This is a genomic window from Burkholderiales bacterium (genome assembly GCA_023511995.1).
Taxonomy (GTDB): Bacteria; Pseudomonadota; Gammaproteobacteria; order Burkholderiales; family Thiobacteraceae; genus Thiobacter.
This window is the reverse complement of sequence record JAIMAL010000007.1, coordinates 16,465-34,156: the sequence shown is the minus strand read 5'-3', so window position 1 is coordinate 34,156 and position 17,692 is coordinate 16,465. Positions and strand designations below refer to the sequence as shown.

The following is a 17,692-nucleotide window of genomic DNA, read 5'->3' as shown; positions in this document are numbered from 1 at the left end:
GCCGCCATGTCAGGCCGCCCGGGCTCTCACTCCCCCGGCCCACCAGATGCGGCAGGCGCCTTCATCGGAGACCATGCACGGGCCCACGGGCGCACGGGGTGTGCAGGCGGTGCCATAGAGGCGGCAGGCGTTGGGCGGGATTCTGCCCAGGAGGACCCGGGCGCAGTCGCAGCCCGGCGGCATGGCGCCGGCGCGCCTGCGGCTGCGCACCTGGAAGCCAAAGCGCCGCCGTGCATCCTGGGCGGCGAAGGCTTCCCGCAGAAACAACCCGGAGCGAGGGATCATACCGATGCCGCGCCACGGTGCATCCCTCACCTCCATCACCTGGGCGAGCATCTCCCGCGCCATGGGATTACCCCCCGGCCGGACCACCTCGGGATAGCAGTTGTCGAGGAAAGGGCGCCCCTCCAGCCGCTGGCGCAGCACCGAGTGGAACGCCGCCAAAAGGGACACGGGCGTAAAGCCCGCCACCGCCGCCGGCAGGTGGTGGCGTTCCACGACGAAGGTCCACTCCTCCGGCCCCATCACCGTGGCCACATGCCCCGGCGCCACCAGGGCATCGAAACCGGGGCTGTCCGATTCCAGCAGCATGGCCACCGCCGGCCAGGTGAGGCGTCCCGACAAAAGGAGTGACAGGTTTTCCGGCACCCCCTCGAGAAGCATGGCGGCCACCGGCGCAAGCGTGGTCTCGAAACCGGCGGCGAAGAAGACCACCTGCCGGTCGGCGTGTGCGCGCGCAATCTCCACCGCCTCACGGGGGCTGGCAATGGGACGCACATCGGCCCCTTCCGCCCTGGCCTCGGCCAGGGAGCGCGCTTCTCCTTTGGCCACGTTGGCCGGCACGCGCAGCATGTCACCAAAGGCCACCAGGATCACGCCGTCAAGGCGCGCCAGCCGGATCGCCTCGTAGACGTCCTCCTCCGGACAGACACACACCGGACAGCCGGGCCCCGGGATGAGAACCACGTTTTCCGGCAGGGCCGCGCGCAGACCGGCGAGGGTGATGGCCCGCTCATGGCCGCCGCAGACGTTCATGATGCGTACCGTGCCCTCGATGGGCAGGGCACGGATGCGGGCAAGCCAGTCGTGGGCGGAAAGGGCCATGGGGTGGGAGGGGGAGGATGGGGAAGCCGCTTCGTTTCGGATCACTCAGCCAGCGCAACGCCGCAGCCGGCCACGGCGTGCGCCATGCCAAGCCTTGCCCGGTGGGTGGCAAGTTCCCGCCGCAGCCAGTCGCACCAGGCGGCAAGGCCTTCCCCCGTGCGGGCGGAAAGGGTCATCAGCGGCACGGAACTGGCGAGATCCCGCAGATGGGCCTCGGCGCGCACGGGATCGAAGTCCTCAAGCAGGGGCAGAAGATCGCTCTTGGTGAGGAGCACGAGATGCGCGGCCCGGAACATGACGGGATATTTGGCGGGTTTGTCGTCGCCTTCGGGAACCGACAGCAACACCACATTGCGATGCTGGCCGAGGTCGAAACTCGCGGGGCAGACCAGATTGCCGACGTTTTCGATGAAGAGAATGTCGAGGCCAGCGAGGGGAAAGGCATGCAGGGCCGCGTGCACCATGTGGGCATCCAGGTGACAACTGGTGCCGGTGGTGATCTGCCAGGCCGGCACACCCTTGGCGCGGATGCGCGCCGCATCGTTTTCCGTTTCCAGGTCCCCCTCGATGACGCCGATGCGAAACTCCTGCCCCAGTGCATCGATGGTGGCCTCCAGCAGCGCCGTCTTGCCCGAGCCCGGCGCCGACATCAGGTTGACGGCGAGCACCCCGTGCCGGTCGAAATGGGCACGGTTGTGCGCCGCGGCGTGGTCGTTCTCCGCCAGCAGATTCTTCAGCACCGTCACCGCCGTGGTGCCCGCCACCGGCATGTAGGCATGTTTCCGGTTGCCCGGGCTGACGGTGCAGCCGCAGCTATCGCACATGACAGGTCCCTCAAAAAACAAGATTCACACTCACCAACAAAAGCTCATCCCCGCTCAAAAGCCGCGTGTCGGGGCTGCCGCAGCGGGGGCAACGCAAGCGGGCCGGCTCGGCAGCGCTCCTGGCACCACAGGCGGTGCAGGAAACCTCAAGCGGCGCGTGCTCCACGATGAGGCGTGAGCCCGCGGCACAGGTGCCCTCCCGCGCCACCGAATAGGCTTCCTCGAGGAGGGCCACCTCCACCCCGGCCAGCGGCCCGATGCGCACCCGCACCGCCTCCACCCCCCGCGCCTGCTTTTCCGCCGCCACCGCCTCCACCTGCCGCAGCAGGGCCTGGCAGACGGCGAGCTCATGCATGCCCCGCCCCTTGCTCCGGGGCGAGGGAAGCGAAGAGCTCCCAGGCGGAGCGCGCCTCCGCTTCCCCCACTTTCTGGATGGCATAGCCCACGTGCACGATGACGAAATCCCCGGGTTTAAGGGCTTCATGCTGCAGCAGGAACAGACTCACCTGGCGCTCCACGCCCGCCGCCTCACAGCGGGCATCGACACCCTGGATTTCCACAATGCGCATGGGAATGCCCAGACACATGACTCACCTTCGCCTGATAGCACCCTTGCCTCTCAGGGCAAGCCCGCGTTACCGTGAAAACGGTGGAGCGGCGCTCGCCTCTCGGGCTGGCAGCACCGCCAGCCACCACGAGCATTAGCCTTGCACAATCCCGCTTCTTCAACAACCTTCGTTGCGTGACTGATGAAACCTCTGACCCACTTCACCCTCCTTTTGCTGCTTTCTTCGTCTGGGTTTGCTGCGGACAAAGCGCGGGGGGAGGCCATCTTCCGCAGCCAGTGTGCCTCCTGCCACAGCAAGCCCAGTCGGCTTACGCTTCCTCCCGGGGGAATTGCCGAGGTGCTCGAGGGCCGCAGGATTCCCGCCCACCGGCTGGTGCGTCTTGGCGAATCCGACAAGGCCGATCTCGCCGCCTTTTTGGGCCAGCGCTGACCCCTCACTCTACCCTTGGAGGGAGTAGGGGCTTTCGCCCCTTTTTGGCGTTTACAGCCATTGACGGCGGCGTTAGACTCATCAGTCTAACTTCACCGTGCCATGGCCGCCGTTTCCGAATCCTCCACCGATACCCGCCAGCGGCTGCTGGAAGCCGCCTGTGCCGCCTTCCGTGAGGAGGGCTATCAGGTGAGCATGGAGCGCATCGCCGCCCGCGCCCAGGTCGCCCGGCAGACCCTCTACAACCACTTCGCCAGCAAGGAGGCGTTGTTCCGCGAGGTGATGCGCCATGCGGTGCAGACCATTCTGGTCACCCTGGAAGGGGACGGCGAGCTGCGCGCCACCCTCCTCGAATTCGCCCATGCCTACCGGGCCAAGGTGCTGAGTCCGGAAGGCCTTGCCATCTTCCGCACCATGGTGGCAGAAGCGCCGCGCTTTCCCGAACTGGCCCGCCAATTCTTCACCGAGGGTCCCCAGCGCACGCGGGAGGGGCTGGCCCGCTACCTCGCCCGCGCCATGGCCGAGGGGCGCCTTCCTGCCGACGATGCCACCTTTGCCGCCGAGCTTTTCACCGCCTGGCTTGCGGATTACGACCGCCTGCGTGGCCTGTTTGGCATGCCCCCCGAGGGGGACGAGGTGCGCCGGGTGGAACGCATCGTGGACACTTTCCTGCGCCTCTACGGCGTGACCCGGCAGGCCCCCACCCCCGCTCCCTGAGGTTTCACCATGCGCCGCTTGCTTCTCCTTCTGCTTTCCCTGCTCGCCGCCTGCAGCCCCGAGGGCAAGCCTCCCGCGCCGGCCACCGGGACGGGTGGCAACATGCCTCCGCCACCGGAAGTGGAAGTGGTGACGGTCACCCGCCAGGCGGTGACGCTCACCCGGGAGCTGCCGGGCCGGGTGGCGGCGGTGCGCACCGCCCAGGTGCGGGCGCGGGTGGAGGGCATCGTGGAAAAACGCCTCTTCACCGAGGGTAGCGAAGTCAAGGCGGGCCAGCCCCTCTTCCAGTTGGATGACCGCACCTACCGCACCGCGGCCCAGGCCGCCGAGGCGGACGTGGAAGTCAAACGCCTGCAGCTTGCCCGCCTGGAATCGCTGCTTCCCCTGCAGGCAGTGAGCCAGCAGGAAGTGGATGCCGCACGCGCCGCGCTGAAACTGGCCGAAGCCCAGCTCGCCAAGGCGCGCCTGGATCTGGAAAACACCACGGTGCCCGCCCCCATTTCCGGTCACATCGGGCGCGCCCTGGTCACCGAGGGGGCGCTGGTGGGCCGCGGTGAGGCGACCCTGCTTGCCACCATCGATCAGCTGGAACCGGTGTACGTGCTTTTCACCCAGCCCAATGCGGACGTGCTGAGGCTCAAGCAGGCGCTGGCCGCGGGCCACATCAAGGCCACCGATTCGCGCAGCGTCGAGCTGCTTCTGGAAAACGGCCGTCCCTATCCCCACAAGGGCCGGCTCCTCATGAGCGATCTCAGCGTGGACCCCTTGACCGGGGCCATCACGCTGAAGGCGGAATTTCCCAACCCCGAGCGCCTGCTTCTGCCGGGCACCTTCGTCCGCGTGCGCCTGCCGCAGGCCGTGGCGCCGGAAGCCATCGCCGTGCCACAGAAGGCCGTGGTGTCGGGACCCCAAGGGCAGTTCGTGCTGCTGCTTGGCCCCGACAACAAGGCACAACCGCGCCCAGTCAAGGTGGGGGCCATGGCCGGTGACCGCTTCGTCATCGAAGAGGGCCTGCGCGGCGGCGAAACCCTCATCGTCTCCGGCGTGCAGAAGGCGCGTCCGGGCACGGTGGTGAAACCCGTTGCGGCCGGCCAGGGCGGCTGAAATGGCGCGCTTCTTCATCCATCGGCCCATCTTCGCCTGGGTCATCGCCATCCTCATCACCCTCGTCGGGGCCATCGCCCTGCGGCAGCTTCCGGTGGCCCAGTATCCCCAGGTGGCACCCCCGCAGATCGCCTTCAACGTCACCTATCCCGGCGCCTCGGCGCAGGTGGTGGAGGATACGGTGATCAAGCTCATCGAGCAGGAGATGAACGGCATCGAACGTCTCCTCTACATGGAGGCCTCCTCCGAACTGGGCGCGGGCACCCTCACCCTCACCTTCGAGCCGGGCACCAACATCGACCTCGCCTCCGTGGAAGCGCAGAACCGCTACAAGCGCATCGAGGCGCGGCTGCCGGATGAGGTGCGGCGGCTGGGTGTCCCGGTGACCAAGCCCCAGCGCAACTACCTCATGTTCGTCGCCATTCATTCCAAGGATGGCAAGCGCAACTTCGTGGACCTAGGCAGCTTCGCCGCCGCCAACGTGCTCGACCCCCTGCGCCGGCTACCCGGTGTGGGTGAGGCGATTTTGTTCGGCGCCGAATACTCCATGCGCATCTGGCTCAAGCCGGAACAACTGGTGAGCTACCGACTCACCCCCAATGACGTGAAACGGGCGCTGCAGGCGCAGAACGTGCAACTGGCCACCGGCGAGCTCAACCAGGCCCCCGCCAGTCCCGGCGCCCAGGTCAACGCGGTGATCGTCACCCGCGGGCGGCTTGCCACGCCGGAGGAATTCGGCAACGTGGTGGTGCGTGCGGCGGCCGACGGCAGCGTGGTGCGGGTGAAGGACGTGGCGCGGGTGGAGCTGGGCGCGGAAAGCTATGAGCGCTATGCGCGTATGAACGGCCAGCCCATCGCCGCCATCGCCATCCGCGTGGCCCCCGGCGCCAATGCGCTGGATGTGGCCCGTGCGGTCAAGGCCCGCATGGGGGAGCTTTCGCGTTTCTTCCCCGAGGGCGTGGACTGGGCCATCCCCTACGACACCTCGCGATTCGTGGAAATCTCCATCACGGAGGTGGTGAAGACACTGGCCGAGGCGATGCTGCTCGTCTTCGTCGTCATGTATGTCTTCCTCGGCCACTGGCGCACCACCCTCATTCCCGCCGTGGTGGTGCCGGTGGCGCTCGCTGGCACCACCGCCTGCCTCTATGCCCTGGGGTTTTCCATCAATGTGCTGACGCTGTTTGCCATGGTGCTGGCCATCGGCATTCTGGTGGACGATGCCATCGTGGTGGTGGAGAACGTGGAGCGCATCATGCGCGAAGAGGGGCTGCCGCCGCGAGCGGCCACGCTCAAGGCCATGGAGCAGATCATCGGCGCCATCCTGGGCATTTCCGTGGTGCTGTCGGCGGTGTTCATGCCCATGCTCTTCTTCGGCGGCTCGGTGGGGGCGATCTACCGTCAGTTCGCCGCCACCCTCATCCTCAGCATGGCCTTCTCGGTGTTCATGGCGCTTTCCCTCACCCCCGCCATGTGCGCCACCCTGCTTGTGCCCCTTGACCCGCAAAAGGAGGAGCGGCGCGCCTTCAACCGTTTCTTCCGCCGCATGACCGACGGTTACCGCAGCCTGACGGCGCGGGTGCTGGCGCGCAGCGGGCGCTTTCTGGTGATTTATGTCGCCCTCGTCGTCGCCACCGGCTGGCTGTTCCTGCGCCTGCCGGCAAGCTTCCTCCCCGACGAAGACCAAGGCTATTTCATCACCCTGGTGCAACTGCCCACCGGCGCCACGCAAGCGCGCACCGTGGAGGTGCTTTCGCGGGCGGAACGCTTCTACCTGCAACAGCCGGAGGTGGAGCGGGTCATCGGCGTGGTGGGGTTTTCCTTCTTCGGTCGGGGGCAGAACGCCGCCCTGCTCTTCACGCGGCTTAAGGACTGGGAGCAACGCAAGGCACCGCAGCATTCCGCGCAAAGCCTCATCGGCCGCGCCATGGGCACCTTCCTGCGCATGAAGGACGCCATGATCTTCGCCGTCAATCCGCCGCCCATCCCCGAGCTGGGCGCCGTCGGCGGGTTCGATTTCCGCCTCTTGGACCGCGCCGGCCAGGGTCGGGACATGCTGCTGGCGGTGCGCAACCAGGTGCTCGCCATGGCCGCCCAGGACAAACGGCTGGCCGGCGTGCGCCCGGAAGGCCAGGAACCCGCGCCCCAGGTCTATCTGGACATCGATCGGGAAAAGGCGCAGGCGCTGCAGGTGGACATGGCGGAACTCAACGATACCCTCACCTCCGCCATCGGGGTTGCCTACGTCAACGACTTCGTGCGTGCCGGCCGCATCCTGCGCGTGCAGATGCAGGCGGATGCCGACCTGCGGGCCACCCCCGATGATCTCCTCAAGCTGCCGGTGCGCAACCGCAATGGGGACATCGTGCTCCTCGGTGAAATTGCCAAACCCAGTTGGACCGCGGGCCTGCCCAAGCTGGACCGCTACAACGGCAACCCCTCCATGAAGATCGCCGGCACGCCTGCGCCGGGGCACTCCACGGGTGAGGCCATGCGCGCCATGGAGGAAATCGCCACCAAGCTGCCCCCCGGCTTCGATTTCGAATGGTCCGGCACCTCCTTCGAGGAGCGACGCGCGGGTGCCCAGGCACCGGCCCTCTTCGCCCTTTCGGTGCTGGTGGTGTTCCTCGCCCTGGCGGCCCTCTACGAGAGCTGGGCCATTCCCCTGGCGGTGATTCTGGTGGTGCCCCTGGGCATACTGGGTTCGGTGCTCGCCGTCGAACTGCGTGGCCTGCCCAACGACGTGTTCTTCAAGGTGGGGCTTGTCGCCATCATCGGGCTGGCGGCGAAAAATGCCATCCTCATCATCGAGTTCGCGCGCAAGCTGGAGGAGACGGGGATGGAGCTCACTGCAGCGATTCTGGAAGCCTGCCGGCTGCGTCTGCGCCCCATTCTCATGACGAGCTTCGCCTTCATCCTGGGTGTGCTGCCGCTGGCCATCTCCACCGGGGCAGGGGCGGCGAGCCGGCACGCCGTGGGCACGGGCGTGGTCGGTGGCATGCTGGCCGCGACCCTGCTGGCCATTTTCTTCGTGCCGGTGTTTTTCCTCGGGGTGCGCAAGCTCTTCCCCGCCAGAGCCAGCCGGGATTCGACCCATGCCTGAGCTGCGCCTCCCCCTTACAAGCGTTGCGCTTGCCCTCGTGGCGGCGCTGGCCGGCTGTACCCCACTGCCCCTGGTGCGCCCCGAACCGCCGCTTCCGGCGACCTTCCCGGAGACGGGCGAAGCCCCAACACCTCTGCCCGTCTGGCGCGATTACTATCGGGAGCCTGCCCTGCAGCAGCTCATCGAGGCGGCGCTTGCCCACAACCGTGACCTGCGCCTTGCCGCGGCGCGGGTGGCGGAAGCGCGGGCGCTGGCCGGACTCGCCCGCGCCGACCGGCTGCCCACCGTGGAGGCGCAGGCCTCGGCGAACCGCGCGCGCCTGCCCCGGGACCTCTCCGGCACCGGTACCCCGCGCATTGCCGACCGTTACGACGTGGGGCTTGGGGTGACCGCCTTCGAGATGGATTTCTGGGGGCGGGTGGCCTCCCTCGATGAGGCGGCGCGCGCCCAGTATCTGGCCAGCGAGGAAGCGCAGCGCGCCTTCCGTGTCGGCCTCATCGGCGATGTCGCCCTTGCCTGGTATCAACTGGGCGAACTGGCCGAACGACAGCGGCTTGCCGAAGAGACCCTGAAAAACCGCAGCGCAAGCCTCGCGCTGCTGCAAAAGCGCAGGGACGTGGGGCTTGCCAGCGAGCTGGAGGTGTTGGCCGCAGAGGGCCTGGTCGAGTCGGTGCGGGCCCAGGCTGCCGAACTGCGCCGCCAGCGCGCGCAGGTGGAAAACGCTCTGGCTTTGCTCACCGCCCACGCCGTGCCGCTGCCGCTACCGGCCCTCACGCCCCAGGCCATGCGGCTCACCCCCGGGCTGCCCTCCGACACACTCCTTGCCCGTCCCGACGTGCGCGCCGCGGAACAGCGCCTGCTCGCCGCCCACGCCAACGTCGCCGCCGCGCGCGCCGCCTTCTTCCCCCGCATCGTCCTCACCGCCAGCATCGGCACTGCCAGTGCGGCACTTTCCGGTTTGTTCGATGCCGGCAGTGGTGTCTGGTTGTTCCAGCCGGTCTTGCGCCTGCCCCTCTTCGACGCCGGGCGCCTCGAGGGGGCCCTCGATCTCGCCGAAGCGCGCAAGGTGGCGGCAGTGGCCGATTATGAAAAGGCCGTGCAGCAGGCCTTCCGCGAGGTGGCCGATGCCCTCGCCGCCCGCGCCGCCTACGCCGAAGAGGTGCAGGCGCTGGAAGGGGTGCTTGCCGCCCAGCGCGCCCGGCTGGCGCGGGTGGAAGCCCGGCAGCGGGCGGGCCTCGGCAGTTATCTGGAAGTCCTCGACGCGGCACGGGACACGTTCAACGCGGAGCAGTCCCTGGTCACCGCCCGCCGTCTGCTGTTGGCAAGCGAGGCGGCCCTCTACAAGGCCCTGGGGGGTGGCGCCCAGTGAAGTTGCCATGCCGCGCCGGCAGGGCGCGGTAAGCCGCTCCATTGCGTCTTTCCGCCGCCCCGCACGCGCCCGAGGGTAGAATGACTCCATGTCCGATCTCAACGACCCACGCGTTTTCTTCGCCGCCGAACGCACCCTGATGGCGTGGAACCGCACGGGGCTCACCCTCATGGCGTTCGGCTTCGTCCTGGAGCGCTTCGGGCTTTTCCTGCACGTCCTGCGGGCAACCCCCCAGGCGGTGGGGCGTGATCTTTCTTTCTGGATCGGGGTCGGTTTCATCCTGCTGGGGCTTGCCGCGATGGTCTTCTCCATCCGTCAGTATCAGCGGGTACTCGCCACCCTGAAGCCGGTGGAGATTCCCGAGCGCTATCACACCCGCGGCGGCATCCTCCTCAACCTCGCCGTCACCCTGCTGGGGTTTGCTTTGCTGGCCTATCTCTTTTCCGAGCTGTGAGGCATGGACTGGGCGGGGCTCCTCAAGACGACGCTGACCCTGTTCGCCGTCGTCGATCCGGTGGGCACCATCCCGTTTTTCCTTGTCGCCACCCGCAGTCTGTCCACGGCGCAGGCCCGGCGCGCCGCCGCCATTGCGGCGCTCACCGTGTGGGCGGTGCTGGCGGCAGCCGCCCTGTTGGGGGAGCATGCCCTGCGCTTTTTCGAAATCCGCATCGAATCGTTCTCCGTCGCCGGCGGGCTGCTCCTCCTCATCCTCTCCCTCTCCATGCTGCAGGCCCACACCAGCCCCCTGCGCCAGACACCGGACGAGGCAGTGGAGGCGGAGGAAAGGGAAGCGGTGGGCGCCGTCCCCCTCGGCGTGCCCCTGCTGGCCGGGCCCGGCGCCATCACCCAGGTGATCGTGGCCGCGGGGGCCCATCCGGGCTCGCCCCTGGATCAGGCCGCCCTCATTCTGCCCATCACCCTGGTGAGCCTTGCCGTCTGGCTTTGTTTCCAGGGAGCGCCCTACATTGCCCATCGCCTCGGACGCACCGGCATTCACATCGTCACCCGTCTGATGGGCCTCATCATCGCGGCACTGTCCGTGGAAATGATTGCCCGGGGGCTCGCGCGACTCTTTCCCGGCTGGGTGGCCTGAACTTAAACGCAGGTTTCTTTTTTGCCTGCTAAAGTGGAGAGAGTCCCTGTTCCGTGAGGAGTACGGCATGAAAGTCACCGTTTCCGTCATCAAGGCCGACATCGGTTCCATCGGCGGGCACATCGCGCCTTCCGCCGCCCTCCTTGACCGCGTGCGCCATCACGTGGCGAGCCAGGGTAGGGAACTGCTCATCGATTTCAACGTGACCCACACCGGGGACGACATCGCCATTCTCATGACCCACACGCGGGGCGTGAAGGACGAGGCCATCCATCGCCTGGCCTGGGATGCCTTCGTCGCCGGCACCGAGACGGCCAAGGCCCAGGGCCTCTATGGCGCCGGTCAGGACCTGCTCAAGGATTCCTTCTCCGGCAACGTGCATGGCATGGGGCCGGCCTGTGCGGAAATGGAATTCGAGGAGCGGCCCAACGAACCCTTTCTTTTCTTCGCCGCCGACAAGACCGATCCCGGCGCCTTCAACTTCCCCCTCTATGCCGCCTTCGCCGATCCCATGAACACGCCGGGGCTCATGCTCTCGCCCAAGATGGCCGAGGGCTTCCGCTTCGTCATCATGGACGTGAATCACACCGAGGGAGACCGCATCATCGAGCTCAATGCGCCGGAGGAGCTCTACGACATTGCGGCGCTTTTGCGTGATCCGGAGCGTTATGTGGTGGAATCCGTCTGGTCCCGCGCCACCGGGGAGCAGGCGGTGGCGGTGGCCACCTCGCGGCTGCACAACATCGCCGGCAAATACACGGGCAAGGACGATCCGGTGATGCTGGTCCGGGTGCAGATGAATTTCCCGGCCACGGGGGAGGTCCTCGCGCCCTATGCCGTGGGCCATTTCGTCGCCGGCTGCATGCGCGGGTCGCATCAGATGCCGCTGATGCCGGTGCCCCTCAATACCGGCACCAGCTATTTCGACGGGCCGCCCATCGTCAGCTGCGCCGCCTATGCCATGCACGCAGGGCGCCTCACCGAGGCGCTCGATGCCTTTGCCCATCCCTTCTGGAATGCGGTGCGCGACAAGGTGAGCCAGAAGGCGGTGGACATGCGCCGCCAGGGCTTCTTCGGCGCGGCCATGCTGCCCATGGCGGAGCTGGAATACACGGGCATCATGGAAAAGCTGGCAAAGCTCGAGCCGCGCTTCGTGGTGCGCAGCTAGGCGGCGCTCAGCCCAGCAGGGATGCCGTGTCTGCCGCGCCGCCCTGGCTGTAGATCATCAGCCATTTGACGCAGATCACCCGCAGGCAGGAGGCGATGTTCTTGTCGTTGGCCACCAGGCAGCCATCGTGGACTCGCTGGATGAGCTTGGGCAGGGTGAGGTTGAGCTCCCGCGCCATGTCCTCCAGCACGTTCCAGAAGGCCCGCTCGAGGGCGATGGTGGTGCTGTGGCCATGGATGCGGAAACCCCGCTTTTCCGGGATGAATTCCGTGATCTGCGCCGTGGTGCAGGCATTGAACATGTGATCGAGGGCGTCGTTTTCCTCGACGAAGATTCTCATCTTGCGCTCCTGCCTCTTGTTGTCAGGATTACAGCGCAGCCGCCGCCCCTTGGCAAGCCTTCTCTGTTGGCAAAGATTACTACCCCGGGCCGTCCCCTGCGGTCTATGCTTTGCGCACAACGACAAGGAGGCAACGTGGAGCTATTCAGGAAAACCCTCGATCCGGTGTTCGCCCTGGCGGTGATCGCCGTCCTCGACATCTTCCTTTTCCTCACCATCGGCGCCTGGACAGTGGGCGGCGGCGAAACCATGATGACGGGGCTCATCGCCCAGGCCTTTCTTGGCGACGAGCTCAAACGCCTGCCCTTCTGGACCCTGGTGTTCGAGCCCCACTGGGATTACTGGAAGATGTATATCAGCCTCGGCATGTTCTTTGGCGCCTTCATCGGAGCGGTGGCGAGCAAGGAATTCTACCTGCGGGTGCCACGCCGCCTGTCGGAGTGGGTGATGATCACCCTGGGCGGGCTGCTCATGGGGATCGGCATCCGGCTGGCCTTCGTCTGCAACGTCTCCACCTTCTTCGGCCTCACGCCCGAGATGAACCTGGGTGGCTATCTCGCCGTCTCCGGCATCATCGCCGGCGCCTGGGTCGGCTCCCTCATCTACAAGAAAATGCTGGAGGGTTGAGGATGTCCACCATCGCCGAGTGCATGATCGCTTTCGTTTTCGGCACCGCCGTGGGGCTGCTGGTGCAGCGCTCCCGCTTCTGCAATACCGCCGCCCTGCGCGATGCCATGATGTTTTCCACCTACCGCAACACCAAGGCCCTGCTGGTGGCGATGATGATCCTCACCGTGGGTTTCACCGCCTTCATGACGGTGGGCGCGGGCCACCCGCTGGATTTCGACGTGGGCCTCAACACCTTCCTCGGGCTTTTCCTCTTTGGTCTTGGCATGGTGCTGGCCGGTGCCTGCACCGTCTCCACCTGGGTGAAGGCGGCGGAAGGCAACGTGGGGGCGGTGTGGGCACTGCTTTTCACCTTCATCGGCATGTTTCTCTTTTCCCTGCTCTGGTCCTACAACCAGTGGCCGCCCGCCCCCGCCTCCATGACCGGCGACCCCAATCCGGAAGCACTGCAGGCGGGTTTCGCCAATGCCCGCACCCTGCAGGAGAAAACGGGTATTCCCGCCATCGTCTTCGGCCTCATCCAGTTTGCCGTGCTGGCCGCCATCTACCGGGCGATCCGGCGCAAGGAACAGGCGCGCGAGAAGGACGAAGTCAGCGAATGATTGTTGAAGGAGACCAACATGGGACTTTTCGGCAGCAAAAAGACGGAAGCCGCCACCGGTGGCGGCAAGGTCACCCTCCCCGACGGGCGTGAAATCACCGTCGGCCGCCAGGTGGACGCGATCGGCGATTCCTGCCCCCGGCCACAGCTCATGACCCGCAAAGCGATGAAGGAGGCCGGTGCCGGCGAAGTGGTGGAAGTGCTGGTGGACAACCCCACCTCGGTGGAGGCCCTGCCCCCCATGTGTGCCGAGCTCGATTGCGAGCACCTCGCCACGGTCAACACCGGCCGTGCCTGGCACGTCTACCTGAGGAAACGCTGATATGGCGCGCGTGCTGATGCGGGTGTATCTCGCCCTTTCCCTCGCCGTATGTGCCTGGGGGGTGTGGAAGGTCTATGCCCATCCGCCGGCGAGCATGAAGGTGACAAAGGACGGGGTGCCCTATTTCACCCCGCCGGTGATCGATCCCATCACCGGCAAACCGCTGCCGGTGGAGACCCTGGTGCGCCACTACAAGGGAGTCAGGCCATGATCGTGGATGTGGAGACCACCCTGCAAATCGTGATGTTCTGTGTGGCTTTCGGCGTCATGTACCTCGCCCTGCTGCACGATACCCTGTGAGGCACAGATGAACCGGGAAAGTCTCATCTTCTGCATCGTCGCCCTGCTCGCCGCCCTGGGCCTTTCTGCCGTCGGTTTCCGTTATGCGGCGCTGCCGCCGGAGGTGCTGGCGCAGGCCCGGACACCGGTCACCCCGGACAAGCTGCCGGAATTCGATCTGGGCAGCTTCGGCAGGGTCTCGGGCATCGATCTGGTCGCCTACTGGGTGGAACATCCCCCCGCACCGGCTCAAGGGGGAGCGGCGCCCCCTTCGGTGAAACGCTTCGGAGGCTGCTAGATGCGGTGGCTGCCCCTCTTGCTCCTCGCCCTCGTCACCCTGCCCGCCCGCGGCGAACTTGCGCTGCGCGGGATCGCACCCCCGGTGACCGGCGAAGCAGTGGTGATCGACGTGCGGCCGGCCGCGCTATGCCAGACCCGCTCGGTGGCGGGAGCGCGCTGCCTGCCGGCTGCGGAATTCCTCGATGGGCGCGGGCAGCTTGCCCCCTGGCGCGAAATCCTGTGGCTGTTCACCACCGTGCGCCTCGATGGCAGGGAGACGGTGGTGGTCATCGGTGATGAGGCCACCGACCGCCGTTTCGTCGCGGGGCTGCTCTGGCTTGCCGGTCAGCGCAGGGTGGAACTCATCGAGCAGCCGGTGGCGGCGCTGCTGGCCGCCGGCTGGCGCGCGGGCGCAGGGCAGGCGCGCGACTTTGCCCGGCGCACCGCCTACCTCGCCGCCATGCGCGAGCGGGAGATCGTCATGCCCGGTGAGGTGTGCCCCCGAGGCACGGTGCGCCTGGGGGATCCCCGCCTGGCCCTCGCCCACTGGGTGAAGGCACGGCTTACGGGAAGCTCGGTTCCTGTCCGGCTGGAGGCAACGGTATGAGCATCGACATCCTCTTCCATGTCAGTCATCAGGGCGCAGGACGCTATCTTCTCCCCCTCGTCGCCGCCGCCCGCCGCCGCGGCGCAACGGTCGCCTGCTTCTTCACCAACGATGGCGTGCTGGTCGTCGCCGACCCCGAGATCAAAGGGGCTTTGGGCGATGTCCGGGCGGTGGCCTGCGAGGAATCCTGGCGCCGGTTTCGTCCCCACGAACCCTGCCCCATCGAGGCCGGCAGCCAGACCGACAACAGCGCCCTCATGGCGCAGGCACAACGGGTGGTGAGCCTGTGAGCAGCAAGCGTTCCCTGCTCGTGCTTGCCCGGCGCGACCACACGGAAGCCATGCGGGTGGCCGCGGGCCTCACCATCTTCGGCCATCGGGTCCGCCTGGTCTTCATGCACCGGCCCGTGGCGGAAACCGCGGAGAATGCAGCCATGGCGGAACTGTTGGCCCTGTCCGACATCACCCCAGAGACCACGGTGCCGGAACAAGCCGATCTGCCTTTTCTGGATGCGGCGGCCCTGGGTGAGGCGGTCGCCGCCGCCGATGCGGTGATCAACCTATGACTGTTTTGGCCCTGAAAACGGATCTGTTCCCGGACGCCGGGTTCCTGGAGACCGCTCTTGCCGCCGCTTTCGGCGCCGGGGTGCATCTCCTCGATCTCACGCGGCCGGGACTGAAAGAGGCGGACTGGGATCGCATCCTCGATGCCCTGCTTGCCGCCGAACGCATCATCACCCTCTGACAACCAAAGGAGCAGACCATGAAAACCCTCGCCTCCCTGCGCGCCACCCTCCTCGGGGCCTGCGCGCTTCTTTTCTTCTGGTCCATGAGTGCACTTGCCGCCACGCCGCTGGTGGATGTGGAGTGGGTCAAGGCCAACCTGCACAAACCCGGCATCGTCTTCCTCGACCTGCAGCCAATGGCCGACCATCTGCGCGGCCACATCCCCGGCGCCGTCAATACCGATTTCGAGAAGGGCGGCTGGCGTGAGGAACGCGCCCGGGACAAGGTGCCGGACATGCTGCCGGAAGACCTCAACAAACTGGCGGCGATGATCGGCAAACTGGGCATCGACAACAACACCCACGTGGTAATCGTGCCCCCCGGCCAATCCAACATCGACATGGGATGGGCCACACGCATCTACTGGACGTTCAAGGTGCTGGGCCACGATGAGGTCTCCATCCTCAACGGCGGCATGAAGGCCTACACCGCGGACAAGAAAAACCCGCTGGAGACCGGCCCGGTCACGCCGCAGCCCAAAACCTTCACTGTCCACTTCCGCCGCGAATATCTGGCCACCGTGGATGACGTCAAGGAAGCCCTGGCGAACAAGAAAGTCGTTCTCGTCGATCTGCGGCCGGAAGACCAGTACGTGGGCATTAACCGCAATCCCAAGGCCAGCATGAACGGCACGCTGCCCGGCGCCAAAAACCTGCCCTCGCCGTGGCTGACCGAAAACGCCGGCGGCACCTTCCGCAATCTGCAGCAGTTGCGCGAGCTGGCGAAAATCGCAGGTATCCCCACCAGCGGCCCGGAAATCGCCTTCTGCAACACCGGACATTTCGCCGCCAATGGCTGGTTCGTGCTCCATGAACTGCTGGGCAACAAAGACGTCAAGCTCTACGACGGCTCCATGGTGGAGTGGACCCTGACCAAGGCCGGCCCGGTGGAACAGAAGGTGAAACTGCCCTGAGAAGCGCCCTCTTGCTGGTCGCCGCCGTTTGCCTCCTGGCGGCAAACACGGCGTGCGCCAATGAAACCGCAGTGCGGCTTTCCGCACTGCTTGCCATCATGCAGGCCGATTTCGCCCGGCCCCCGGGGCCGGGCACGCGCGCCCGCCTCCTGGAGGCCGCCTCGCTTTTGCCCCTCATGCTGCGTGCCGCCAAAGCGCCGGCGGGAGAGGTGGAATCGGCGCGCCGGCTGCATGCCCTGATCCGCAACAACCGCCTCGCGCCGGCTCGGGAGATCGTCGCAATGCTGGCGGCCCGGCACCCCTTCGCCGCCCCCGCCCCCGCCGATGCCCCGCAGGCCCTCGCCGTGGGCGCGGCCATTCATCGCGAGGCCTGTGCCGGCTGCCACGACCAGCCCGACACCGACACCCTGCTGCCGGCGGAAAACCTCTTCCGGCTCGCCTGCAGCGAACCGCCGCAAGCCTTCGCCGCCCGTCTTTTCCTGGGCGTCAAGGGCATGGCCGATCAAGGCCACCGCAATCCCTTCAGCGTGGAGGAACGCGCGGCCCTCCATGGCTGGTACCGGCTGCAAGGGGGCTGCGCCAAGGGCAACCGCCCCGCGAGCCAAGGCCGCTGAAACCGGTTGCCGGGGGAAAGACCCTTCCCCGGCAGCCGCGGCTGCGCGTCTGTGGCACACTGAAGGAGACCGAATGCGGTACAGTCTTTTTTTTGTCCTCTTGGCGGGAATGCACGTGATGTGGCCCTTCACCACCAAAGCCGACACTGGCAGTGCTCACGATTTCACCTTCACCACCCTGATCGGCAACGCACCGCTGCCCGTCTCCCAGTTCAAAGGCAAGGTCATTTTGGTGGTCAACACCGCCTCCAACTGTGGCTTCACGCCCCAGTACGAAGGCCTGGAAGCCCTTTACCGCAAATACCGCGACCGGGGACTGGTGGTCCTGGGTGTACCCAGCAATGACTTCGGCGGCCAGGAACCCGGCAGCAGCGATGAGATCGCCAGTTTCTGCCGCGTCAACTACGGCGTCACCTTCCCCATGGCGGCGAAGGTGCACGTGACGGGTGAGAACGCCCACCCCTTCTACCGCTTCGCGAGGGAACGGTTCGGGCTTCCCGGTGCCCCCAAATGGAATTTCCACAAATACCTGATCGCGCCGGACGGGCGGCTGGTGGACTATTTCCATTCCCACGTGGCGCCGGACTCCCCGCGCCTCATCAAAGCGATCGAAGCGCTGCTTTCGGAAGTGCGTTGAGGGACCACCAACGGTCCCGGGAAAGACTGGCGGAGAGAGTGGGATTCGAACCCACGATAGGGAGAACCCTATACCGGATTTCGAGTCCGGCGCTTTCGACCACTCAGCCATCTCTCCGTGGCGGGGCGCGGCAGGGGTAGGCGCTGCCTTTCTGCCACCCGCCGCGAAAGGGCAGGATTCTAGCAGAACGCGGCTTTACCCGCACCCT

General features: G+C 66.6%; 25 protein-coding genes and 1 tRNA gene. 20 read left to right on the top strand and 6 right to left on the bottom strand.

From position 1 onward, the window contains the following. Positions 1 to 9: 9 nt before the first annotated feature. From hypD to K6T56_05140, 4 genes are read right to left on the bottom strand one after another with little or no spacing between them, the layout of a single operon-like run. Positions 10 to 1,104, bottom strand: coding sequence for a hydrogenase formation protein HypD (gene hypD / locus K6T56_05155; GenBank protein ID MCL6555735.1), 1,095 nt, complete (start codon positions 1,102 to 1,104; stop codon positions 10 to 12). 41 nt (positions 1,105 to 1,145) lie between these two features. Continuing rightward, positions 1,146 to 1,928 carry a hydrogenase nickel incorporation protein HypB gene (gene hypB / locus K6T56_05150; protein MCL6555734.1) on the bottom strand — a complete coding sequence of 261 codons (783 nt, stop codon included), beginning with the start codon at positions 1,926 to 1,928 and terminating at the stop codon, positions 1,146 to 1,148. Positions 1,929 to 1,938: 10 nt separating this feature from the next. After that, positions 1,939 to 2,283, bottom strand: coding sequence for a hydrogenase maturation nickel metallochaperone HypA (locus tag K6T56_05145; protein ID MCL6555733.1), 345 nt, complete (start codon positions 2,281 to 2,283; stop codon positions 1,939 to 1,941). Continuing rightward, positions 2,276 to 2,515 (bottom strand): HypC/HybG/HupF family hydrogenase formation chaperone, encoded by a 240-nt coding sequence (locus K6T56_05140; protein ID MCL6555732.1) that lies wholly within the window; start codon positions 2,513 to 2,515, stop codon positions 2,276 to 2,278. The genes K6T56_05145 and K6T56_05140 overlap by 8 nt, the downstream gene beginning before the upstream one ends. A 162-nt stretch (positions 2,516 to 2,677) precedes the next feature. Between K6T56_05140 and K6T56_05135 the strand changes: the two genes are divergently transcribed. The 8 genes from K6T56_05135 (at position 2,678) to K6T56_05100 (ending at position 11,480) form a co-directional block, all read left to right on the top strand. Beyond that, entirely contained in the window at positions 2,678 to 2,926 is a 249-nt protein-coding gene (locus K6T56_05135; protein ID MCL6555731.1) for a cytochrome c, read from the top strand. Positions 2,927 to 3,028: 102 nt separating this feature from the next. Further along, positions 3,029 to 3,643, top strand: a complete 615-nt coding sequence (locus tag K6T56_05130; GenBank protein ID MCL6555730.1) for a TetR/AcrR family transcriptional regulator — start codon at positions 3,029 to 3,031, stop codon at positions 3,641 to 3,643. Between the two features lie 9 nt (positions 3,644 to 3,652). Next, positions 3,653 to 4,747, top strand: coding sequence for an efflux RND transporter periplasmic adaptor subunit (locus K6T56_05125; GenBank protein MCL6555729.1), 1,095 nt, complete (start codon positions 3,653 to 3,655; stop codon positions 4,745 to 4,747). 1 nt (position 4,748) lies between these two features. Beyond that, on the top strand, positions 4,749 to 7,850 hold the full coding sequence (locus tag K6T56_05120; protein ID MCL6555728.1) for an efflux RND transporter permease subunit: 3,102 nt from the start codon (positions 4,749 to 4,751) through the stop codon (positions 7,848 to 7,850). After that, the gene (locus K6T56_05115) at positions 7,843 to 9,219 is read left to right on the top strand and encodes an efflux transporter outer membrane subunit (protein MCL6555727.1); all 1,377 of its coding nucleotides are present in this window, start codon (positions 7,843 to 7,845) and stop codon (positions 9,217 to 9,219) included. Before K6T56_05120 ends, K6T56_05115 begins: the two co-directional genes overlap by 8 nt. A gap of 88 nt (positions 9,220 to 9,307) precedes the next feature. After that, positions 9,308 to 9,673 carry a DUF202 domain-containing protein gene (locus tag K6T56_05110; protein ID MCL6555726.1) on the top strand — a complete coding sequence of 122 codons (366 nt, stop codon included), beginning with the start codon at positions 9,308 to 9,310 and terminating at the stop codon, positions 9,671 to 9,673. Positions 9,674 to 9,676: 3 nt separating this feature from the next. Further along, positions 9,677 to 10,312 carry an NAAT family transporter gene (locus tag K6T56_05105; protein ID MCL6555725.1) on the top strand — a complete coding sequence of 212 codons (636 nt, stop codon included), beginning with the start codon at positions 9,677 to 9,679 and terminating at the stop codon, positions 10,310 to 10,312. A 67-nt stretch (positions 10,313 to 10,379) separates the two neighbouring features. Further along, positions 10,380 to 11,480 carry a fructose-1,6-bisphosphatase gene (locus K6T56_05100; GenBank protein MCL6555724.1) on the top strand — a complete coding sequence of 367 codons (1,101 nt, stop codon included), beginning with the start codon at positions 10,380 to 10,382 and terminating at the stop codon, positions 11,478 to 11,480. Positions 11,481 to 11,487: 7 nt separating this feature from the next. On the opposite strand, the gene K6T56_05095 is transcribed toward K6T56_05100, so the two are convergent. Continuing rightward, positions 11,488 to 11,820 carry a ribbon-helix-helix domain-containing protein gene (locus K6T56_05095; GenBank protein MCL6555723.1) on the bottom strand — a complete coding sequence of 111 codons (333 nt, stop codon included), beginning with the start codon at positions 11,818 to 11,820 and terminating at the stop codon, positions 11,488 to 11,490. 135 nt (positions 11,821 to 11,955) lie between these two features. Here K6T56_05095 and K6T56_05090 point away from each other — a divergent pair, with 135 nt between their 5' ends. From K6T56_05090 to K6T56_05035, 12 genes are all read left to right on the top strand, one after another. Further along, positions 11,956 to 12,447, top strand: coding sequence for a YeeE/YedE family protein (locus tag K6T56_05090; GenBank protein MCL6555722.1), 492 nt, complete (start codon positions 11,956 to 11,958; stop codon positions 12,445 to 12,447). A gap of 2 nt (positions 12,448 to 12,449) precedes the next feature. Continuing rightward, on the top strand, positions 12,450 to 13,049 hold the full coding sequence (locus K6T56_05085; GenBank protein MCL6555721.1) for a YeeE/YedE family protein: 600 nt from the start codon (positions 12,450 to 12,452) through the stop codon (positions 13,047 to 13,049). Between the two features lie 18 nt (positions 13,050 to 13,067). Further along, on the top strand, positions 13,068 to 13,370 hold the full coding sequence (locus K6T56_05080; GenBank protein MCL6555720.1) for a sulfurtransferase TusA family protein: 303 nt from the start codon (positions 13,068 to 13,070) through the stop codon (positions 13,368 to 13,370). 1 nt (position 13,371) lies between these two features. Continuing rightward, the gene (locus tag K6T56_05075; GenBank protein ID MCL6555719.1) at positions 13,372 to 13,581 is read left to right on the top strand and encodes a hypothetical protein; all 210 of its coding nucleotides are present in this window, start codon (positions 13,372 to 13,374) and stop codon (positions 13,579 to 13,581) included. A 96-nt stretch (positions 13,582 to 13,677) separates the two neighbouring features. After that, complete coding sequence (locus K6T56_05070; GenBank protein MCL6555718.1) at positions 13,678 to 13,947, top strand: hypothetical protein; 270 nt, start codon at positions 13,678 to 13,680, stop codon at positions 13,945 to 13,947. Then, entirely contained in the window at positions 13,948 to 14,535 is a 588-nt protein-coding gene (locus K6T56_05065) for a rhodanese-like domain-containing protein (protein ID MCL6555717.1), read from the top strand. After that, positions 14,532 to 14,825 (top strand): hypothetical protein, encoded by a 294-nt coding sequence (locus tag K6T56_05060; protein ID MCL6555716.1) that lies wholly within the window; start codon positions 14,532 to 14,534, stop codon positions 14,823 to 14,825. Before K6T56_05065 ends, K6T56_05060 begins: the two co-directional genes overlap by 4 nt. After that, complete coding sequence (locus K6T56_05055) at positions 14,822 to 15,100, top strand: hypothetical protein (GenBank protein ID MCL6555715.1); 279 nt, start codon at positions 14,822 to 14,824, stop codon at positions 15,098 to 15,100. Before K6T56_05060 ends, K6T56_05055 begins: the two co-directional genes overlap by 4 nt. After that, positions 15,097 to 15,279, top strand: a complete 183-nt coding sequence (locus K6T56_05050) for a hypothetical protein (protein MCL6555714.1) — start codon at positions 15,097 to 15,099, stop codon at positions 15,277 to 15,279. The genes K6T56_05055 and K6T56_05050 overlap by 4 nt, the downstream gene beginning before the upstream one ends. 18 nt (positions 15,280 to 15,297) lie before the next feature. Next, positions 15,298 to 16,233: a sulfurtransferase gene (locus K6T56_05045; protein MCL6555713.1), complete on the top strand. Its 936-nt coding sequence runs from the start codon at positions 15,298 to 15,300 to the stop codon at positions 16,231 to 16,233. A gap of 71 nt (positions 16,234 to 16,304) precedes the next feature. Then, entirely contained in the window at positions 16,305 to 16,847 is a 543-nt protein-coding gene (locus K6T56_05040; GenBank protein ID MCL6555712.1) for a hypothetical protein, read from the top strand. Between the two features lie 73 nt (positions 16,848 to 16,920). Continuing rightward, the gene (locus tag K6T56_05035) at positions 16,921 to 17,484 is read left to right on the top strand and encodes a glutathione peroxidase (protein MCL6555711.1); all 564 of its coding nucleotides are present in this window, start codon (positions 16,921 to 16,923) and stop codon (positions 17,482 to 17,484) included. A 27-nt stretch (positions 17,485 to 17,511) separates the two neighbouring features. Here the strand turns inward: K6T56_05035 and K6T56_05030 are convergent. Further along, a tRNA-Ser gene (locus tag K6T56_05030) sits at positions 17,512 to 17,601 on the bottom strand. Between the last annotated feature and the right edge of the window lie 91 nt (positions 17,602 to 17,692).